Genomic DNA, 17,097 nt, shown 5'->3' on the forward strand with positions numbered 1-17,097 from the left:
TCGTGGATGAGCGGGCAACGTAGCACACGGGACACAACATGCAAGCCAGGCTCCATCCAGCCCGACACCAGACTCGACCCCGGACGTTCAGGGGGCGTTCAGGCCCACAGCACCGCGAACAGACCCAACACGCCCAGGGCGACGACGGCACCGGTGGTGCAGAGGACCGCCACGACGTCGGCCTCCACCTTCTCCTGCTGGACCCCGCGGGCCTGGCGCCGGTAGCGGAGGCGCTGGGTGAGGTAGATACCGGCCGCGACACCGGCGCAGACCAGTGTCAGCAGCAGGGTCCACAGCCCGTAGTGCGGCATCCAGCGCAGGAACACCGCTCCGATGAGGGCGAACAGCAGCATGGTGCGGCCCCAGGAGAGCACTGTGCGCTCCGGCTGGAGTCCGGGGTCGCCGTGCAGCGCGGCCGGGGTGGACGGCATCAGCTGATGACCACCAGCAGGATCACCACCGCCATCGCCACCCCGGAGGCGAAGCTGAGCACCGGGATGATCAGCGGCATGGGCAGCGGACGACGACGGCGCAGGCTGCGCTCCACATGCAGCCAGCGGGCCGCCGCGCCGAGGCTGATGAGCAGCCCGACCCCGATGGTGAGCACGGAGATGATGGTCCGGTAGGGGTCGGCGAAGACGTCGGCGGCGAACGCCTCCAGGGCGATGCCGCCGGCCAGGAAGGCCAGGGCGGTGCGGATCCAGGCCAGGAAGGTGCGCTCGTTGGCCAGGGTGAACCGGGGGTCCGGCTCCTCGCCGTCGGCGAGCAGCTTGGACTCCAACCATCCGCGATCCGTGGACTCTGCCATGCGCTCCTCCCTGCCTCAGCACTGGGTCGATGCCGCTTCTGCGACGGCTTCCCCCGCCGGCTGCGACACCACGAGTCTGCCACGTTCTCCCCTCCTCGGGACGCCTGCGGAGCGATCGTCGCTGAACCTCGCGTCAGTGCGTGCGTTCCGGCAGTCCCTCCGACGGCACCGCGTGCCGGCGTCATACTCATCCCCGTCAAGCTCCTGTCCAGATTTCTCTGATGATGTGGTCGGCGATTCTGCTGAAGCGCGCGACTGACGAGGAAGGACCTGTGGGGGACATCAGGTATGACATCTCGACCGCTGGGCTGACCAGCGTGGCGACGTCGGTACGTCTGCACTCCACGGCGGCGCGCGCCCAGGGGATGCACGCGGCCTCGGCCGCTCGCGCATCCACGGAGCTCTGCGGGACCGCCGACGGTGTGGCGGCCGCGCTGTCCCGGCTCATCGCGCCGCGTGCTGGCACCGGCACCAAGGCCGCCTCCTATGGCCAGGGGTGTGCCGACGTGCTGGAGCAGGTGGCGCTGATCGTCTCCACGGGTGACGAGGAGATGTCCGCCGAGGCCCAGGCCGCCTCCGCGAACGTCAGGCCGCTCGACAGTCCGGGGAGCCGCGGATGACGGGGCTCGGTGTTCACGGAGCCGGGACGGCGCTCCTGTCCGCGACAGGTCATGCTGTCCTCCGCCCAGCGGCCATCGATGTCCCCTGGACGGACCTCGACGATGCGGCTCAACGCATGGCTGACGAGTCGAACCGTCATGCGGCCTCGCTCCGCGAGGCGGCCACCGCATGGGAGACGGTGCGGCTCCACTACTCCGAGCCGGAGACTCAGGAGCAGCTGTGGTCCGCACTCGACGGCGTCCCGGACGACTCGGATGACTGGGCCCGAGTCTGGGGGTTGGCCGCGCGGACGCTGCACGACTTCATCCTCGCCGGGCGCCCCCTGCAACGGCGAGCCGATGACCTCGCCGCACAGGCGGTCCAGCTGGAGGGGCAGCTGTCCACCACGGGGCTCTCCTCGAGCGCTGACGACGACGGCTCGGCCGCGGAGGAGTTCCTGCGCCGGCAGGTCCAGCAGCACAACCAGGCCGTGGTCCAGCTGAACCACGCGTGGCAGACCCTGCAGTCCGATACGGAACAGGAGCTGGACGCGCTGCAGGGCCACGGTGGGGTGGAAGAGTCGATTCCCACCGCCTATGCCGACGGCGGCTCCGGCCTGACCCCTGGTGTGGGCCCGACGTACTCCGGGGGCCGTCTGAGCTTCAACGTCGGTACCGCCTCCGCTGCCGTCTTCGGCCCGGGAACGACCGCATCCTCACGGGACTTCGCGCCCGGCTTCGCACTGGCCGCGGTGCTGTCCACCCTGCAGAGGGATCCTGTCGAGCGGGCTGAAGACCTCTACAAGGCGGCCACCGGCCCGGACTGCACCGTGGAGGACGTCGGCGACTTCTATGACCACCTGACGGCCATGTCCGCAGATGAGATCAAGGACTTCGCCCGGGAGAATCCCCAGGTCAACCGCGGCAACCTGCCCACCCCGAGCAGTCAGGAGGAGCTGGACGGCTGGCCTGACGGCGCCCAGTGGTGGCATGAGCAGCTCGATGAGGAGCAGCAGGAGGCACTGACGTCTGACCTGCCGGTGATCGTCGGAAATACCGAAGGCGTACCGTACGAGGTCCGTGACCAGGCGAACAAGAGCACGTTGATCGGACTGCTGGATTCCCCCTCCACACCGGACGAACACTTGCCTTACCTGGAGAACATCCAAGACAGTGTCATAGGAGATGAGGACAGCCAGGGCGAACGCCTTCTGCTGTCGCTGAACGTGGGCGTGACAGGCGTGGATGACCATCCACCATTGGCCTCTGTCTCGATCGGGAATCCGGATGATGCCGAGCAGACGGTCTTCAACGCGCCGGGCATGAACAGCGGGACCGACCAGATGACGAAGGACCATGAGCCCGGCGAAGTCGACCATGCGCAGGACGTCTACGACGAACTCCTGGCCCGAAGGCTCGGCTGGGTTCTTCTCCTCAGTCATGGTCATGATTCTTACCGTTCCTCTCGGTACGGCTTACACAGACCATCTGACACGCCCACAGAGCGACACCACGCTGAAGAAGGAGTCCGTGCTCCGCTCCGACAGCGCCGACGCTGGGTCTTGGGCTTTTGCCCATGCCCTGGACGGTCACCGTGCCACCACAGCCGCAGGGGGCAACCATGACGCTCGACTCGACGTCATGGCCCACTCATACGGCACCAACATGTCCATCCACGCGTTGACTCGGACCGCCCATGATGTGGACAGCTTCATCTCCTTCGGGTCCTCGGGATACCCTGACGGCCTGGTGGAGGACGACGACCTGGGCAATCTCCACGTCAAGGACGCTGGCGGCGGCCACCCCGCCGTCTATGCCACCGATGGATTCTGGGACTGGACGTCGAACATCGGGCGCGGGTGGTGGAGTCAGAACTCCTTCAACCCCGCTGATCCGGGGTCGGGCGCCTATATCTTCGATTCTGACGGCACGGGGCAGTACCTCGACGCATCCCCCATCGACGGCGAAGGAGTCACGAGCCACAGTCGACACGACGGCGACGGTACTGGGTACTTGGACCTCGACGCGCAGGCTTTCATCACCGTGATGGAGGTTCTCAACGGCCAACACGACCGTATCGACTGGATCGCGGAGCCGGCCGACGAGGATGGCTGGGACCTTGAGCACCACCATCCCTGGAGAAAGCTCGAGCGAAGTTCGACCTGGCGGAACCTGGAAGAGCGTCTCCCCTGGAGCGAGGAACGAGAATGACACTCAGAACCGCCGATTGCACGGGACGCCTGCCCCGGATCGTCCTTGATCCTCCGCGTCGCCTCGTCCCGACAGTTGCCCTCACGGCCGCCCTGATCATGACAGGTTGCAGCCCAGAGTCGGACCCATCAGCACCTGCCGGGCCCGAGTCCACTCATCTGGAGGACCAGTCCAACGAACCAGATCGCGAGGATGACGACATGATCAATGCTGACGGCGGCTATACCCAGCCCGAACAGATCGAGGAGCTCGGCCAGGTCGTGGCGGCCATGTCACGCCACCTCGGTGATGATTTCCGCAGGGCGAACGGCCACCAGTGGTCCCTGGAAGACCAGGACGCCGACTACCGACCAGTGATCTGCTCCGGCGAAACCTACCGATACCGCATCACCCTCGAGTACATCCACGGCCTCCCCCGCGAGGAGGTCCACGCCGCTGGCGAAGCCATCACCGCAGAACTCGGCCTGACCCCCAACGCGAACAACCACACCGGCTCAACCGAAATGGACCGCCCCGCCGTCTTCGGCGCAGGCAACTCCGAGAGCCGGTTCCTCCGCGTCCGAGGCGACGACTCCAAGATCCAGGTCCTCTACCAGACCCGCTGCTCCGACCACCACACCATGTACGAGACCTTCGAACGCTTCGCCGAAGAACACCGGCAAGAACTCCGGGAGCAATACTCTCCCCCTCCCGGGCTCGGACCCGACGAAGACGCGGACGAGTGAACCGCACACCGCACCGATCCCTCATCGCCACGACCCTGGCCCTGGGACTCCTCCTGACCGCCTGCACCCCCACAGCCGACAGACAGGACCCCACCCCTACCTCATCCACCTCGATCGCCACTGACGGCGGCTATACCCAGCCCGAACAGCTCAAAGAGCTCGGCCAAGTCGCTGAGGCCATGGAAGCTCGTTTCGGCCAGGACTACCTCCTGCCCAACGGCAACACATGGACCCTGGAAGATCACCACGAGAACATCCGGCCGATCGCCTGCACCGGAGACTCCCACCGGTACCGCGTCATCTTCGAGTACTCCCACGGCCTCCCGCGCGAGGAGGTCTACGCCGCTGGCGAAGCCATCACCGCAGAACTCGGCCTGACCCCCAACGCGAACAACCACACCAGCTCAACCGAAATGGACCGCCCCGCCGTCTTTGGCGCAGGCAACTCTGAGGGCCGCTTCCTCGAAGTGCGCGGTGACGACTCCCACATCGAAGTCTTCTACCAGACCCGCTGCTCCGACCACCACACCATGTACGAGACCTTCGAACGCTTCGCCGAAGAACACCGGCAAGAACGTCGAGAGAGAAACCCCGGGCCCTCCGAGCTCCTCGAACGCGAAGAGCACGAACAGGAGAACGACGGCTGAGACCCTTGGCTCCGGAGCGGTGGTCGGAATCCAGGCACTGAAGCGACGTTTAGCGACAATTGCTCCGGCGGCAACGCAGCAGGACGTCACCGGCCCCGGGCCACCAGTGCGGCGGCGAGCACTGCGCAGCCGGCATAGGTCCCGGCCGCGGCCAGCCACCCGGCTTGGAATCCTCCCGTGGCGCCGATCAGCAGCCCCATCACGAGCGGGCCCAGGGTGAATCCGGCGAACATCCCCGCCGTGGCGATCCCGGTGGCCGAGGCCATCTTCTCCGCGGGGATACGGCGCAGCAGCGCCCCCATGATCACCACGGAGACCCCCAGCGCCGAGGCCCCGTGCAGCGCCACGGCCAGCCACAGCAGCGCCGCCCATCCGGTCGCCCCAGCCAGCAGGAACGTCCCGGCCCCGGCGAGCGCCATCAGCGCCAGGGCGAGCAGCAGCCTCGGTGCAGAGGCGCCGCGCGACATCACCCGGCCCCATCCCACGCGGGCGGCCACCCCGATCGCGCCGGCGGCCGCGGCGGTCATGCCGCCAGCGAGCAGACTGAACTCCAGCTCCCGCACCGCGAACAGCGGCAGGTACACGTTGGTCGCCTGGACGCCCAGCCCGTTGAGGAAGCCGAAGAGCGTCAGCGCCCACACCGCCCCCGGCAGGCGCGATCTCGACGACGCCCCTTCCGGTCCCCGGCCTGCGGCCGGTGACGCGCCGGGGGCCTCCGGCGTCGCCCCCGGGGAGGCCGAGGTCGGCCTGGAGCGACCGGGATCGGGGGCGCTCAGCGGCGGTGCCGCCCGCAGGGCCCGGAAGGTCAGCGCCATCAGGCCCAGGGCCAGCAGCACAGAGAGCAGGGACGCGCCGCGCCAGCCGATCCACACCGCCAGGGCGGGGAAGGCGAGACTGGCGGTGAGCTGGCTGGCCTGCACCCCGGACTGCTTGATTCCGGCCCAGCCGATGCGTCGGCGGGCGGGCACGCGCTGCAGCAGGATCCTGTTGGTGACCCCGTTGGGGAAGGACTGGGCCAGCCCGGAGACCCCGGCGGCCACGAGCACCAGGACGTAGCCTCCCGGCACGGCGGCCAGGCCGAGTGCGAGCGCGGCGAGCACGAAGATCAGGCTCATCAGGACACGGTCGGAGAGCCGGTCCGAGAGCCTGGCCAGAGACGCGTTGCCCACGGCGGCGCAGGCGAAGCAGACGGTGGCGAAGAGTCCGAACTGGGCTTCGGTGATGCCGAGGTCGACGATCACCAGCTCACTGGTGGCGCTGAGCCCGTAGAGCAGCACCGGGCCGATCCCGACCGCACCGAGCAGCGCGGCCAGCAGCCCGATCCCGGGACCCTCGCGGCCCGATGCGCCCACCTGTGACGGCTCGCCTCTGCTCACCCGCGCCTCCTGACGTCTCCTTGCCCCTGCTCAGAGTACGCCGGAGCCGACGACGACGGCGGCGGCCTGGCCGGCGTCGGGACCAACGGCGTCGGGACGGAGAGACGGCGTCAGAACGGGTACTGGGCGATCTCCGGACGCAGGGTCAGCCACTGCAGCTCGGTGAAGGACTCGATGTTGGCGGCCGCGCCTCCTACCCGGCTCCCGTTGCCGGAGTCGCCGACGCCGCCGAAGGGGGCATAGGCCTCATCGGAGACGGTCTGCTCATTGATGTGGATCTTCCCAGAGGCGAGCTGGTCGGCGATCCGCATGGCCGCGCCGACGTCGCCCAGGATGGAGGCGGAGAGCCCGTAGGCGCTGCCATTGGCCAGGGCGATGGCCTCCTCCTCGGTGCGGAACCGCATCACCGGGGCCACCGGCCCGAAGATCTCCTGCGCCCAGGCGGGGCTCTCCTCGGTCAGGTCGGTGAGCACTGTGGGCCGGTAGAACGGTCCCTCATGGGTGCCGCCGGCCACCACGCGGCCGCCGTGGAGCACGGTCTCCTGGACGATGGAGTCCACCCGCTTGAGCTGGTTCTCATCGATGATCGGCCCCAGGGCCACCTGCTCCCGGGCCGGGTCACCCACCGGCAGGCCGTCGGCCTTCGCGGCGAGTCGCTCCAGGTAGTCGTCGTGGATGTCCTCGTGGACGAGGTGCCGCCCCGTGGTCATGCAGATCTGTCCCTGGTGCATGAAGGAGCCGAAGGCGGCCGCGGAGACCGCCCGGTCCAGGTCAGCCTCGGGGAGCACGATCATCGCGTTGTTGCCGCCGAGTTCCAGATGCGGCCGCTTCAGCAGCCGGGCGCAGGTCTCCCCGATGCTGCGGCCGGCCTCCGTGGAACCGGTGAAGGCCACCACGCGCGCCTCCGGGGCCTCGACGACGGCGGCGCCGGTCTCTCGGCCGCCGGGCAGCAGATGCAGGAGCCCCTCGGGCAGGCCGGCCTCCTCGAAGATGCGGGCCAGCACCACACCCCCGGAGACGGAGGTGCGCGGGTCGGGCTTGAGCAGCACGGCATTGCCCAGCGCCAGGGCGGGCGCCACGGAGCGGATGGAGAGGATCAGCGGGAAGTTGAACGGGGCGATCACGGAGACCACTCCGGCGGGCCGACGTCGCGCCTGGGACCAGCGATCTTCGTCGGTGGCCAGCACCTCACCGTGCGGGTGGGTGGGCAGCGCGGCCGCCTCGTGGCACTCGTCAGCGGCGATCTTGGCCTCCAGCCCGCCCTTGGGCGGGATGGCGCCGGTCTCGGAGACGATCCAGGAGCGGATCTCCTCGGCGTGCTCCTCGAAGAGCCGTCCGGCCCGGCGCAGCACGGCGGCCCGCTCCCGCGGGGGTCGGGCGGCCCAGTCCTTCTGCGCGGCGGCCGCCGCGCGGGAGGCGGCCAGCACATCCTCGCGGGAGGCGGCGCCCACGGCCCCGAGGGTCTCGCCGGTGGCGGGCTCCCGGACGGTGATCGTGCCGTCCGAGCCCTCCGTCCAGCGCGTGGAGTGGATCTTGCCCGTCCAGGTGGTGGAGTCCAGCAGCGTCATCGATGCCTCTCTCTCGTGGTGGTCTGCCCGGTGGTCTGTCCCGTGGTGGGTTCTCAGGTGGTCAGGTCGACAGGTTCTCAGGTCGTCAGGTTCTCAGGTCGTCAGGCGTCGGCCCAGCCGGTGTACGAGTCCGCGAAGTAGGCCTGCCCGTGGACTGATCCGGTGATGGCGTCGAACTCACCGCGGCGTCGCTGGTGGGCGAAGGGATCCTCCCCGGGCCGGCGGTGCAGCAGGTTGGTGGCCCACCATGAGAAGTTCTGGGCCTTCCACACCCGGTCCAATGCGGTCTTCGAATAGCGGCGCAGGGGTTCGGTGACAGTCAACGGGTCGACGTCGGCCGCGCCCTCGACGCCCTGCCTCAGGCCGGTGAGGAACTCCTCGATGCGCGGCACCAGGGCGCGGACGTCGGAGAAGGCGAGGTTGAGCCCCTTGGCACCGGTGGGCGGCACGGTGTGCCCGGCGTCGCCGGCCAGGACGAGCCGCCCGTGGGTCAGCGGGTCGCACACGTAGGAGCGGAAAGGCAGCACCGTCTTGTCGATGATCCGCCCACGTTTCAGCGCCACCACGTCCTCGCCGCCGAGCACCCGCTGGATGTGGTCGAAGATGGCGTCGTCGCTCCAGTCCTCGGGGTCGGTGTCCGGATCGCACTGGAAGTACATGCGGGTGATGTCCTCGTTGCGCTGGGAGATCAGCGCGAAGCCGACCTCGGAGTTCGCATAGATCAGCTCCGGGGCGGTAGGCGGGGCCTCGCAGAGGATCCCGAACCAGGCGAAGGGGTAGGTGGTGCGGTAGTCGGTGCGGACGTCATCAGGGATGAGCTTCCGGCACATGGACCGGGACCCGTCGGCGCCGACGATCAGCTCCGCCTCGATCCGCCGCGGCTCACCGGCGGCATCCGTGAAGGTGATCGCCGGGGCGTCGCCCTCGAGCCCTTCGACGGCGGCGTCGTCCACCTCCCAGTGGATCTCGCCGCCCTCGGCCTGCCAGGCGGTCGCCAGATCATGGAAGACTTCGTTCTGCGGGTAGAGCCACACCGAGCGGCCCACCAGGGCCTGGAAGTCGATGCGGTGTTGGACCCCGTCGAAGCTGAGCACCGTACCCTCGTGCTCGTGACCCTCGGTGAGCACCCGGGAGCCGATCTCGGCGTCGACCAGCATGTCCACCGTCGGCGCCTCGAGGATGCCCGCCCGCTGAGTGGCCCGGATGGTCTCCTGGCTGCGGCGTTCGACGACGGCGACGCTGATCCCGCGGCGCGTGAGCAGCAATGCCGTCATCAGGCCGGCCGGCCCGCCGCCCACGATGCCGACGTCGACTCGGCTGGTGTGTGCGCTCACTGGTTCTCCCTGCTGATCTGGTCCTGCTGATGTGTTCTGAGACACGATCAGTGTGGCGACGGCAGGGGCGAGACACCAGGAGAATCCCATTGAACAGGACTCGCCCACGGCATGGCCGATACCCTGGTCCCATGGCCAACTCCCCCAGCGGCGACGCCGTCCTGGACCGCGTGATGCGGCTGTTCGCCGCCCTGGAAGAGCAGCCGGCCCAGACCCCTGGCGACCTCGTCGCCGCCGCACGCCTGCCCCGGACCACCGGATACCGGCTCATCCGGGAGCTGCGCACACGCGGCCTGCTGGCGCTGACCGATGGTGGCGAGATCGTCGTCGGGCGCCGAGTGTGGGAGATCGCCCAGCACGCCCCCATCCACCGGGAGCTGCGCAGCGCAGCGCTGCCGTACATGCAGGACGTCAATGCGGTGGTCCGGCAGACCACCCAGCTCTCGGTGCTCGCCGACGACGGCGCACTGATCGTGGAGCGGCTCTCCCGGCACGGCGCCGTCGCCAACCCGGCGGAGGTGGCGACCACCATGCCGGCGCATCTGACCTCCATGGGACATGTGCTGCTGGCCTTCGCACCTCAGCGCACCGCCGAGCGCTGGTGGGCCGAGCACGGGGACCGCGCGGAGGCGGCCCGGCCGGAGCTGCGCCGGGAGCTCGCCGAGGCCCGTCGGCGGAGCCACGCCCTGCTGGTGGGCGTCATCAACACCGAGACCGCAGGGCTCTCCGTGCCAGTGCTGGACCCTCGCGGACGCGCACTGGCCGCGCTGACCGTCGTCGTACCGCGGGACTCGCCCGAGATCCCGCAGTTCCTCATGGCGCTGCAGACCGCCGCCCGCGGCATCAGCCGGGCCATGCCCCAGCCGACTGTGCCATTGAATGAGACACCCGTGGTGCGGGCCCCGGAGAGCCCCGCAGACTGAGGACGCACCCGTCCCCACCGGCGTCCTCAGGGAGCGCCCGGTCTCACCTGCGAAGGAGCGGAACCATGGCGGAGAAGCCCACCGATCCGGATGCGGCGGCGGCCTCCCAGGAGGAGATCGACGCCGAGATCGCCCAGATCCACCGCGACTACGAGTCGCGCAAGGCCGCCGACGGGGAGGAGACCAGCGCCCGGCTGAACTTCCCGCCCTACCGCAGCTCGCTGCTGCGCCACCCCACCAAGTCGCTGCACCACGCGGACCCCGAGGAGATCGAGCTCCACAGCCCGGCCTTCGGGCACCAGGACGTCTCCCCGCTGGAGGCGGACCTGACCATCCAGCACCACGGTGAGCCCATCGGAGAGCGCATCGTGGTCACCGGGCGGGTGCTCGACGGCGACGGCCGCCCCGTGGCGAATCAGCTGATCGAGATGTGGCAGGCCAACGCCGCCGGCCGGTACATGCACAAGCGGGACCAGCACCCCGCCCCGCTGGACCCCAACTTCACCGGCGTCGGCCGCGCCCTGACGGGCCCGAACGGGGAATACACGTTCACCACCATCAAGCCGGCGCCCTACCCGTGGAAGAACCACCACAACGCCTGGCGCTCGGCGCATCTGCACTTCTCGATGTTCGGCACCGACTTCACCCAGCGGATCGTCACGCAGATGTACTTCCCCGGGGACCCGATCTTCGACTTGGACCCCATCTACCAGTCCATCACCGACCCCAAGGCGCGCGACCGCCTGGTGGCCGAGTACGACCACTCGGTGTCCCAGCACGAATGGAACACCGGCTACCGCTGGGACATCGTCCTGTCCGGCAGCAACCGCACCTGGTCCGAGCAGGAGGAGCACTGACCATGGCCCGCACCCCCGGCGACCTGACCCCCATCCCCGCCCAGACGGTGGGCCCCTTCTTCGGCTTCGCGCTGCCCTATGAGGGCGGGCCGGACCTGGTGGACCGCTCCCACCCGCAGGCGGTGCGGCTGCACGGCACCGTCTACGACGGCGACGGCGCCCCCGTCCCGGACGCGCTGATCGAGATCTGGCAGCCCGATGGTGCAGGCCGCATCCCTGCCGAGCCGGGCTCCCTGCACCGTGACGGCCACACCTTCACCGGGTGGGGCCGGGCCGCCGTGGACGCAGTGGGCCACTACAGCTTCACCACCGTGGAGCCGGGCCCGACGTCGGCCGGTGCGGCACCGTTCATCCTGGTCACGGTCTTCGCTCGCGGACTGATGGACCGACTCTTCACCCGCGCGTACCTGCCGGAGCACACCGACGCCTTGGCCGCCGACCCCCTGCTGGTCTCCGTGCCGGAGGACCGACGCCACACGCTGATCGCCGCCCGCGACGATGACGGCCTGCGTTTCGACATCCGGTTCCAAGGCCAGGACGAGACGGTCTTCCTGAGCTACCCGAACACCCCACAGGTCACCGGCCCGGCGGACTGACACGATGGTGTCCATGACATCTCCCCTGCACCAACACTCTGCTGGGCCCGCGACCGGGCAGCACGGCCTGCTGAACCCAGCCTGGGCCGGGACCGCCGCGGCGTCGATGACCTCCGACGCCGCCGTCGTCGCCGCGCTGCTGGAGGTGGAGGCGACCTGGGGCGAGGTGCTGGCCGAGGCGGAACTCGCTCCGGCGCAGAGCGCGGACGCACTGCGGGAACTGAGCCGGGACATGGCAGCCCATCCGGACCCGGCGGTGCTGGCCGAGGCCGCCACCGGCGGCGGCAACCCGGTGATCCCACTGCTCGCCGAGGTGCGCCGGCTGCTGGCCGAGCGCGGAGCCACGGATGCCGCGCTGCACCGCGGAGCCACCAGCCAGGACGTGCTGGACACCGCCCTGATGCTGGTGGTGCGTCGGGTGATCGACCAGGTCGTGACGGATCTGCTGCGCACCGGGGAGGTGCTGAGCCGGACGGCGGACGCCCACCGGGAGACGCTCGCCGTCGCCCGGTCGCTGACCCAGCCCGCGCTGCCCACCGTCTTCGGGCTCCGCGCCGCCCAATGGCTGGCCGCGCTCAGCGACGCCGCCGAGAACCTGCATGTCGCCGCCGGTGCCGCCCCCCTGCAGTGGGGCGGGGCCGTCGGCACCCAGGCCGCGCTGGTGGAGCTCGCCGGCTCCCCCGCCCGCGCCGAGGAGCTGACCGCCCGGCTGGCAGAGAAGCTGGGCCTGGCGCTCCCGGCCATGCCCTGGCACACCCGCCGTGGCCCGGTGCTGCAGGCGGCCTCCGCCGCCGCCGAGGCCCTCGCCGCGCTGGGCACGCTGGCCTCCGACGTGCTCACCCTGCAGCGCCCGGAGATCGGAGAGCTGCGCGAGCCCTCCGCCCCAGGCCGCGGAGGCTCCTCCGCGATGCCGCAGAAGCAGAATCCGGTGCTCTCGGTGCTGATCCGCTCCGCCGCCCTGGCCGGACCCGGACATCTGGCCACGCTCCACCAGGCCGCCGGCGCCGCCGTGGACGAGCGCCCCGACGGCGCCTGGCACGCCGAATGGCCGGCCCTGACCGAGCTGCTGCGCCTCAGCGGGGGCGCGGCCGCCCGGGCCGCGGAGCTGTGCGAGGGCCTTCAGGTGTTCCCGGCGGCGATGCGTCAGAACCTGGACGCCGCAGGCCCGGGGGTGCTCGGCGAACGCCTCCTGGCCCGACTGGGCGACGCTCACCCGGGCGGACCGGCCGGGCTGAAGGCGCTGCTGGCCGAGGCTGCGCGTGATGAGTCCGACCTGACCGTCCGGCTGCGGGAGAAGCTCCCGGCCGAGACGATCAGCGACGACGAGCTGGCCGAGACGCTGGACCCCCACCGCTACCTGGGCCGCTCGGCGCAGCTGATCGACGCCGCACGGGCCCGGTTCGCCGAGCTGCGAGCGGGGCTCTCCCCCTGACGCCACGGCCCCCGACGCCTCGGCGTCGCACCACCCGCCACACCCCACTGACCAACCAGCCATCACAGGAAGAGTCGATGACGCAGACCCAGGGATCCCTCACCCTCACCCCGACCCTGCTTGCCGGCCGCATCGAGGACCTGACCTCCGGCGAGCGCCCGCTGCTGCTGGTGGGCCCTTCGTTGGGCACGAGCGTCTCGGCGCTCTGGGGGCCCGCGGTGCCTCACCTGCAGGAACGGTTCGTCGTCATCGGCTGGGATCTGCCGGGTCACGGGGCGAGCCGGCCCTCCGACGGTCCGTACACCCTCCAGGACCTGGCCGACGGCGTGGAGGAGATCCTGGCGGGAGTGGTCGCCGAACACGGAGTGTCGTCGTCGACCCCGGTGCTGGCCGCCGGGGTGTCCATCGGTGGAGCCACCACGCTGGCCCTGGCCCAGCGGCCGGGGACCCGCATCGACCGGCTGGCCGCGATCTGCACCGCCGCCCGGATCGGCACCCCGGAGGGCTGGGCCGAGCGGGCCGAGCTCGTGGCCCAGGCGGGGACCCCCACGATGGTGGAGGGCTCGGTCCAGCGGTGGTTCGCCCCCGGGTTCATGGCCGAGCACCCCCGGGTGGCCACGTCCCTGCTGCAGTCCCTGCAGCACGCCGACCGCCACAGCTACGCCCACGCCTGCCACGCCCTGGGCGCCCATGACCTCACCGGCCGTCTGGACCGGTTCACCCGTCCTCTGCTGGTGGTCAACGGCGCCGAGGACACCGTGTGTCCGCCGGCGGATGCCGCGGCGATCGCCGACGGCGCGGCGGCAGGCTCCGTACCGGTGCGGGCGGTGACGCTGCCCGACGTCGCACACCTGGCCCCCGCCGAGGCCCCCGAGGCCACGGCCCGACTCCTGGAGGAGCTGCTCGATGACTGACCCCCGCCCCACACCCGCTGAAGACCCCTACGCCGCCGGCATGGAGGTGCGCCGCGAGGTGCTCTCGGATGCGCATGTGGACCGCGCCGAGGCGAAGAAGGACGCCTTCACCGAGGACTTCCAGGAGCTGATCACTCGCTACGCCTGGGGCAGCATCTGGACCCGCCCAGGCCTGCCGCGCACCACGCGCTCAGCCATCACGCTGACCGCCATGATCGCCGGCGGCTACTGGGAGGAGCTGGAGATGCACATCCGCGCCGCCCTGCGCAACGGCATGACTGCCGACGAGATCAAGGAGGTCTTTCTCCAGGCGGCCATCTACTGCTCCGTGCCGGCGGCGAACGTCGCCTTCGGCATCGGCCAGCGGGTCATTGCCGAGGAGCTCGGCGGGGACTGAGCATCGAGTGGCCACGAATCCCGCCATCTGCCCGATGCCACGCCGCAGATCGGGTCGAGATGCCGGGGTTCATGACCACTCGATGACGTCCCTCCTCAGGCGTGCAGCTCGCGCAGGGCGGGCTTGCGGATCTTCCCGGAGGCGGTGCGCGGCATCTCATCCACGAACACCACGGATTTGGGGATCTTGTAGCGGGCGAGCCTTCCCTGCAAATGCTCGATGATCTCCTCCGCCGTGATCTCGTGACCCTCGCGGACCACGACGACGGCGCGGGGCACCTCGCCCCAGCGGTCGTCCTCGACTCCGATCACTGCCACTGAGGCGACCGCGTCGAGCTGGGCGATCTCCTGCTCCACCTGGGCCGGGTAGACGTTCTCCCCTCCGGAGATGATCATGTCCTTCAGCCGATCGGTGACGTACAGGAACCCCTCCTCGTCCAAGTGCCCCATGTCCCCGGTGTGCAACCAGGTGCCCTCGTCTGTCTCGTCCAGGGCGGCCGCAGTGGCGTCCGGCCGGTTCCAATAGCCGGAGACCACGTGGGGACCCTGCACCAGGATCTCCCCCACTTCACCGGGGGCACACCGCTCGCCGTCGGGGCGGACCACGCGGACGTCGGTGTGGAAGTGCGGCAGTCCCGCGGAGCCCTGCTTGGCCCGCGAATGGGAGGGCGGCAGCATCGTGGCCCCGGGGGCCGTCTCGGTGAGCCCGTACCCCATGGTGAACGCCATGCCGCGGTCCTCATAGGCGTCGAGCACCCGCGCCGGCACAGCCGACCCGCCGCAGGTCAGCGTGCGCAGCGAGGACAGGTCGGTGGACTCCCAGTCCGGGTGTTCGCAGAGCATCTGATAGGTGGTGGGCACCCCGGACATGTTCGTCACTCCGTGCTCCCGGATCAGCCGCAGGGCCCGTCCCGGATCGAACCGGGTCTCCAGGATGACGGCGCCGCCCTTGAGCAGCACCGGCAGGGTCCCCTGGCTGAGGGCTGCCACGTGGAACAGCGGGGAGATCATCAGCGCCACGTCCCGACTGGTGATGTCGTAGTCGGTGATGACGTTCAGCGCGTTCCAGTGCAGGTTCCCGTGGCTGAGCATCGCACCCTTGGGCCGCCCCGTGGTGCCCGAGGTGTACAGGATGACCGCCAGGTCGTCCTGGGCCACCGGCACCTGGGGCCGCTCGTCAGCTCCGGAGGCCAGGACCGGCTCATAGGCCTCCAGCGCCGGCCGCGCGGAGACCTCGGCGCCCAACTGCTCGTCGGCCAGGTCCTCCAGTTCGGCGGGCACAGTCTCCTCGCCGACGATCAGCACCCGCTCCACCGGGGTGTCTGGGCAGCTGACCAGACCCTGCCGGCCGAGCTCGGCGGAGCAGACCAGCGTCCGCGCCCCGGAGTCCTGCAGCTGGAAGGCCAGCTCCGGGGGCGCCAGCCGGGTGTTCAGCGGCACGAACACTGCCCCCAGACTGCTCACCGCGAAGAGGCACTCCAACACCGAGGGGGCGTTCTCCCCCAGGTAGGCCACCCGGTCTCCCGGCCGCACTCCGCGCTCGGCCAGGGCCTGAGCCAGCCGGTCGATGCGGGAGGCCAGCTCCCCATAGGTGAGGTCGCCGGCGGTGCTGAACAGGGCCGGCCGATCAGCCATCCGGACCCGACGTCGGTGGATCCAGTCCCCCAGACCGTGGTTGATCATGTGCGGCTCCTCCTCAGTCGACGAAGTAGATCTCCGACATCTCCGGCACCTCGCTGATGAATCCGTACTTGACCATCAGTGCGGCGACCTCGTCGATCTCCTCGGTACGGATCTCGGCCTCGAACTCCTCCATGGCGATGTTCATCGCGGCCTCTTCGGGCATGTCGATGAAATCCACGAGCAGCTCACGGGCGCCCTCTTCATCGGCCTGGGCCGCCGAGAGCGCCTCGTGCATCGCGTCATGGAAGGCCTGAGCGACCTCCGGGTTCTGGTCCACGTAGTCTCCGGAGCTGAACGCCACCATGGTGGGCATCCCCGGGACGGCGTCCTGGAAGGAGTGACCCACCAGATGGTTGGCGTCGTCGCTGAGCGTCTGGGACATGAACGGCTCCGGCACCCAGATGGCGTCGACGTTGTCCAGGTCCAGCTGCGCAGGCATGTCCGGGAAGGGCATCTCCGTGAAGGAGACGGCCTCCGGGTCGCCGGCGGCGTTCTCCACCGACTCCATGATGGTCAGGTCTCCCTGGGTCTGCAGCGCGTTGATCGCCACGGAGGCGCCCTCCAGGTCGGTCCAGTCCTCGATGCCGCTGTCCGCCTTGGCGATGACGCCGGCGACGTCGTCTCCCTCTGCCCAGGAGTTCGTGTAGCCGGAGACGATCCGGATGTCCAGGCCCTGGTCCGCGGCATTGAGCACGGAGTTCGGGTTGCCGATGCCGAACTCGTACTGCTGGGTGCTCACCGCCGGGAGCATCGCGGCGCCGGCGTCGGCGTACTCGAGCTCGACGTCGAGCCCGTGCTCCTCGAAGATGCCGTGCTCGATGCCGTAGTAGATCCCCACCGACGGGGCGATCGGCAGCACCCCGACGGTGACCTCGACGAGTTCTCCCTCGGGGATCCCCTCCTCGGAGGCGGTGCCGTCGTCTCCTCCGCAGGCGCTGAGCGCGAGCAGGCCGACGGCGGCGGCGCCCAGGGCGCGGGTGCGGCGAATGGTGGTGGTGCGGGCGGTGGTCATGACTTCTCCTCAGGTG

18 protein-coding genes are annotated in these 17,097 nt (G+C 70.0%); 11 read left to right on the forward strand and 7 right to left on the reverse strand.

All coding sequences use genetic code 11. From position 1 onward, the window contains the following. Positions 1-98: 98 nt before the first annotated feature. Both SD455_RS09225 and SD455_RS09230 read right to left on the reverse strand, forming a co-directional pair. Positions 99-431: a DUF202 domain-containing protein gene (locus SD455_RS09225; RefSeq protein WP_445507896.1), complete on the reverse strand. Its 333-nt coding sequence runs from the start codon at positions 429-431 to the stop codon at positions 99-101. After that, positions 431-808, reverse strand: a complete 378-nt coding sequence (locus SD455_RS09230) for a YidH family protein (protein ID WP_085437264.1) — start codon at positions 806-808, stop codon at positions 431-433. The genes SD455_RS09225 and SD455_RS09230 overlap by 1 nt, the downstream gene beginning before the upstream one ends. Before the next feature lie 272 nt (positions 809-1,080). On the opposite strand from SD455_RS09230, the gene SD455_RS09235 reads away from it, so the two are divergent. The 5 genes from SD455_RS09235 to SD455_RS09255 all read left to right on the forward strand — a co-directional run bounded on the left by SD455_RS09235 (position 1,081) and on the right by SD455_RS09255 (position 4,990). Continuing rightward, positions 1,081-1,428, forward strand: coding sequence for a hypothetical protein (locus SD455_RS09235; RefSeq protein ID WP_445507897.1), 348 nt, complete (start codon positions 1,081-1,083; stop codon positions 1,426-1,428). A gap of 116 nt (positions 1,429-1,544) precedes the next feature. Further along, positions 1,545-3,032, forward strand: a complete 1,488-nt coding sequence (locus SD455_RS09240) for a hypothetical protein (protein WP_445507898.1) — start codon at positions 1,545-1,547, stop codon at positions 3,030-3,032. A gap of 16 nt (positions 3,033-3,048) precedes the next feature. After that, positions 3,049-3,618 (forward strand): hypothetical protein, encoded by a 570-nt coding sequence (locus tag SD455_RS09245; RefSeq protein WP_445507899.1) that lies wholly within the window; start codon positions 3,049-3,051, stop codon positions 3,616-3,618. A gap of 200 nt (positions 3,619-3,818) precedes the next feature. Next, positions 3,819-4,343 carry a hypothetical protein gene (locus tag SD455_RS09250; protein WP_445507900.1) on the forward strand — a complete coding sequence of 175 codons (525 nt, stop codon included), beginning with the start codon at positions 3,819-3,821 and terminating at the stop codon, positions 4,341-4,343. Beyond that, positions 4,340-4,990, forward strand: coding sequence for a hypothetical protein (locus tag SD455_RS09255; RefSeq protein ID WP_445507901.1), 651 nt, complete (start codon positions 4,340-4,342; stop codon positions 4,988-4,990). The genes SD455_RS09250 and SD455_RS09255 overlap by 4 nt, the downstream gene beginning before the upstream one ends. An 86-nt stretch (positions 4,991-5,076) precedes the next feature. On the opposite strand, the gene SD455_RS09260 is transcribed toward SD455_RS09255, so the two are convergent. From SD455_RS09260 to SD455_RS09270, 3 genes are all read right to left on the reverse strand, one after another. Next, positions 5,077-6,366 (reverse strand): MFS transporter, encoded by a 1,290-nt coding sequence (locus tag SD455_RS09260; RefSeq protein WP_445507902.1) that lies wholly within the window; start codon positions 6,364-6,366, stop codon positions 5,077-5,079. Positions 6,367-6,476: 110 nt separating this feature from the next. After that, positions 6,477-7,934, reverse strand: a complete 1,458-nt coding sequence (locus SD455_RS09265; RefSeq protein WP_445507903.1) for a benzaldehyde dehydrogenase — start codon at positions 7,932-7,934, stop codon at positions 6,477-6,479. A 101-nt stretch (positions 7,935-8,035) separates the two neighbouring features. Next, positions 8,036-9,268 carry a 4-hydroxybenzoate 3-monooxygenase gene (locus tag SD455_RS09270; RefSeq protein WP_445507904.1) on the reverse strand — a complete coding sequence of 411 codons (1,233 nt, stop codon included), beginning with the start codon at positions 9,266-9,268 and terminating at the stop codon, positions 8,036-8,038. A gap of 131 nt (positions 9,269-9,399) precedes the next feature. On the opposite strand from SD455_RS09270, the gene SD455_RS09275 reads away from it, so the two are divergent. The 6 genes from SD455_RS09275 (at position 9,400) to pcaC (ending at position 14,387) form a co-directional block, all read left to right on the forward strand. Then, entirely contained in the window at positions 9,400-10,191 is a 792-nt protein-coding gene (locus SD455_RS09275; protein WP_445507905.1) for an IclR family transcriptional regulator, read from the forward strand. 65 nt (positions 10,192-10,256) lie between these two features. After that, entirely contained in the window at positions 10,257-11,048 is a 792-nt protein-coding gene (gene pcaH / locus SD455_RS09280; protein WP_311025647.1) for a protocatechuate 3,4-dioxygenase subunit beta, read from the forward strand. A 2-nt stretch (positions 11,049-11,050) separates the two neighbouring features. Next, the gene (gene pcaG / locus SD455_RS09285; protein ID WP_445507906.1) at positions 11,051-11,644 is read left to right on the forward strand and encodes a protocatechuate 3,4-dioxygenase subunit alpha; all 594 of its coding nucleotides are present in this window, start codon (positions 11,051-11,053) and stop codon (positions 11,642-11,644) included. Positions 11,645-11,657: 13 nt separating this feature from the next. Next, positions 11,658-13,076: a lyase family protein gene (locus tag SD455_RS09290; protein WP_445507907.1), complete on the forward strand. Its 1,419-nt coding sequence runs from the start codon at positions 11,658-11,660 to the stop codon at positions 13,074-13,076. A gap of 77 nt (positions 13,077-13,153) precedes the next feature. After that, on the forward strand, positions 13,154-13,990 hold the full coding sequence (locus tag SD455_RS09295) for an alpha/beta fold hydrolase (RefSeq protein ID WP_445507908.1): 837 nt from the start codon (positions 13,154-13,156) through the stop codon (positions 13,988-13,990). Further along, entirely contained in the window at positions 13,983-14,387 is a 405-nt protein-coding gene (gene pcaC / locus SD455_RS09300) for a 4-carboxymuconolactone decarboxylase (protein ID WP_311025643.1), read from the forward strand. The genes SD455_RS09295 and pcaC overlap by 8 nt, the downstream gene beginning before the upstream one ends. A gap of 95 nt (positions 14,388-14,482) precedes the next feature. Here pcaC and SD455_RS09305 read toward each other — a convergent pair whose 3' ends face one another. Both SD455_RS09305 and SD455_RS09310 read right to left on the reverse strand, forming a co-directional pair. Continuing rightward, positions 14,483-16,069: an acyl-CoA synthetase gene (locus SD455_RS09305; RefSeq protein WP_445507909.1), complete on the reverse strand. Its 1,587-nt coding sequence runs from the start codon at positions 16,067-16,069 to the stop codon at positions 14,483-14,485. Between the two features lie 13 nt (positions 16,070-16,082). Next, positions 16,083-17,081 (reverse strand): ABC transporter substrate-binding protein, encoded by a 999-nt coding sequence (locus SD455_RS09310; RefSeq protein ID WP_445507910.1) that lies wholly within the window; start codon positions 17,079-17,081, stop codon positions 16,083-16,085. Positions 17,082-17,097: the final 16 nt, after the last annotated feature.

The organism is Nesterenkonia sp. K-15-9-6 (assembly GCF_052656005.1).

What these genes read in the sequence shown, in the direction of transcription:
- SD455_RS09245 (WP_445507899.1), top strand. Translation starts at nt 3,049, where the DNA reads ATGGCCCACTCATACGGCACCAACATGTCCATCCACGCGTTGACTCGG.
- SD455_RS09295 (WP_445507908.1), top strand. Translation starts at nt 13,154, where the DNA reads ATGACGCAGACCCAGGGATCCCTCACCCTCACCCCGACCCTGCTTGCC.
- pcaH (WP_311025647.1), top strand. Translation starts at nt 10,257, where the DNA reads ATGGCGGAGAAGCCCACCGATCCGGATGCGGCGGCGGCCTCCCAGGAG.
- SD455_RS09230 (WP_085437264.1), bottom strand. Translation starts at nt 808, where the DNA reads ATGGCAGAGTCCACGGATCGCGGATGGTTGGAGTCCAAGCTGCTCGCC.
- pcaC (WP_311025643.1), top strand. Translation starts at nt 13,983, where the DNA reads ATGACTGACCCCCGCCCCACACCCGCTGAAGACCCCTACGCCGCCGGC.
- SD455_RS09310 (WP_445507910.1), bottom strand. Translation starts at nt 17,081, where the DNA reads ATGACCACCGCCCGCACCACCACCATTCGCCGCACCCGCGCCCTGGGC.
- SD455_RS09225 (WP_445507896.1), bottom strand. Translation starts at nt 431, where the DNA reads ATGCCGTCCACCCCGGCCGCGCTGCACGGCGACCCCGGACTCCAGCCG.
- SD455_RS09305 (WP_445507909.1), bottom strand. Translation starts at nt 16,069, where the DNA reads ATGATCAACCACGGTCTGGGGGACTGGATCCACCGACGTCGGGTCCGG.
- SD455_RS09265 (WP_445507903.1), bottom strand. Translation starts at nt 7,934, where the DNA reads ATGACGCTGCTGGACTCCACCACCTGGACGGGCAAGATCCACTCCACG.
- pcaG (WP_445507906.1), top strand. Translation starts at nt 11,051, where the DNA reads ATGGCCCGCACCCCCGGCGACCTGACCCCCATCCCCGCCCAGACGGTG.
- SD455_RS09250 (WP_445507900.1), top strand. Translation starts at nt 3,819, where the DNA reads ATGATCAATGCTGACGGCGGCTATACCCAGCCCGAACAGATCGAGGAG.
- SD455_RS09275 (WP_445507905.1), top strand. Translation starts at nt 9,400, where the DNA reads ATGGCCAACTCCCCCAGCGGCGACGCCGTCCTGGACCGCGTGATGCGG.
- SD455_RS09240 (WP_445507898.1), top strand. Translation starts at nt 1,545, where the DNA reads ATGGCTGACGAGTCGAACCGTCATGCGGCCTCGCTCCGCGAGGCGGCC.
- SD455_RS09290 (WP_445507907.1), top strand. Translation starts at nt 11,658, where the DNA reads ATGACATCTCCCCTGCACCAACACTCTGCTGGGCCCGCGACCGGGCAG.